Raw genomic sequence first — 1801 nt, 5'->3', positions numbered from 1 at the left:
GTTCCACTTTGCCCAAATGGGATATCCTCATCCGACCAAACTGCGGGTAAGTTCTTTCGCGTAAATCGCCTTAGATCACAACATCCTGCCGCCAGGTGTCCCGAGCCAGGTGACTCAGGGGCCGCTCCTACCCGATGGCTTGCGTCAGCAGATTCATAGCAGTACGCGGCGCGCGGAAGCCGATCTGGCCCTGGAGTGGAGCGGTTGGGCTAACCATCGCTGGCGGCTTGAACTCAGCGCAGCCGAGGCCAAGCTGATCGATGCCTGGTGGGCCTTTAATGTCGATCTGCTGACGTGGGAACCGCTGCTGACACTGCGCCGTTACACCGGCGATCTGAATTTCATCGACGAGGACGCGCGTCGGACCATTCAGAGTCTGGTCCTCCAGGATCAATGGTCTGTCATGGAACGCCTGGAGATCACGGCAGGCCTGCGTTATGACCGCTACAGTGATGTCGGCGACAATCTCTCGCCGCGCCTCGCCGCGGTCTGGCGCCTGACCAATGAGCATCTGCTCAAGGCGCAGATCGCCGAGGCGTTTTTCCCGCCGACGCTTTTGCAAGTGAATGGCCAATCCAGCATTCTCTCACATCGTTTCCCGTCCGACGCCGAGACCGCTCGCACCACCGAACTCGGCTACATCTTTCGTCACGACCAGAGCGTGGCGCGCGCCACGCTCTTTGACTCCCAGCTCAAGGATCTCATCGTCTATGAAAACGGTAATTATCTGAACCGCGGAGAAGCGCGCCTGCAAGGGGTCGAGTTCGAATGGGAACAACGCTTCGGTCCTGCCTGGAAGATGCTGGCCAACCTCAGCTATACGGATGCGGAGGATAAGGCCACTGACGGCCCCGTTCCGGGTTCCGCCCGTTGGCTCGGCAATCTCAGTCTCTTCTATCGCCCGCGCCCAGACATGCTGTTGACCGGTCGCTGGCGTTATGTGGGCGATCGCGCGCGTGGTGCTGACGATCCACGCGACGAACCGCTCGCCGGCTACAATGATCTTTCGCTCACCTTCAATTGGTTCAACGCGGGAATGACCGGACTGACGCTGCGGGCCGGCGTAACCAACCTGCTTGGCGAAACCATCCGGTCGCCGGCTCCGCTGCTGACCTATTTTGACGATTATCTCTTGCTGGACGAGCGCGCAGGATGGGTACAGTTCTCCTACGACATCCAATAGTTCGTCCTGGTCAACCACCTTTATTGGCAGGTCTCAACACCTATCGGTTTCCCGAAATCAACCGGAACAGCCGCTCCAAGCCTGCGTAGCCAGGCCATCCTGGCCTGGTTTGCCAGGGCTGGAAGCCCTGGCTACATAAAACCGATAGGTGGTGAGATTGACAGGCCGTTGAAAGCGTCTCGCGCAACTCCAGCAACCCACGCCTATCGGGGAAAATCGGGCTGAAATTGCCCCGCCTATCGGTGGACGCGAGATAACGCAGAGGATGCACCATGCCGAGGAGCGCTGGGAGACAGCGGCAGGCTCTCTTGGCGCGGGTCTCCGGGACCGGACCGGCCAAGGTTCGGTCCGCGCCAGCGACGGATTCATTCACCCTTGCCGTCGTTCGCGGCTCGCGCTTTGGTCTCGTGATTTGCCCTCAGTTATTGCTCATGCCTCAGAGGCTGTCTGGAAATCATGATAGAGGCCACTAGGATCCTTGAGGGCGCAAAATGCTCGCAGATGAGTCAAATTTCGATGAAGCGTCCGACCATCCAAGGCCATCGGGATCGGGATCGGGATCGGGATCGGGATCGGGATCGAACCGACGATAGCGATTCCGATCCCGATAGCGATCCC

At 59.4% G+C, this 1801-nt stretch carries 1 protein-coding gene; it reads left to right on the top strand.

All coding sequences use genetic code 11. From position 1 onward, the window contains the following. The first annotated feature begins 109 nt into the window (after positions 1–109). On the top strand, positions 110–1183 hold the full coding sequence (locus G3480_RS26405; protein ID WP_164657170.1) for a TonB-dependent receptor domain-containing protein: 1074 nt from the start codon (positions 110–112) through the stop codon (positions 1181–1183). Positions 1184–1801 lie beyond the last annotated feature (618 nt).

It is taken from the genome of Thiorhodococcus mannitoliphagus, from assembly GCF_010915725.1.
In the GTDB taxonomy this organism is placed as follows: domain Bacteria; phylum Pseudomonadota; class Gammaproteobacteria; order Chromatiales; family Chromatiaceae; genus Thiorhodococcus; species Thiorhodococcus mannitoliphagus.
Note: the sequence above shows the minus strand (reverse complement) of the source record. Positions and strands in the feature narration are given on the sequence as shown.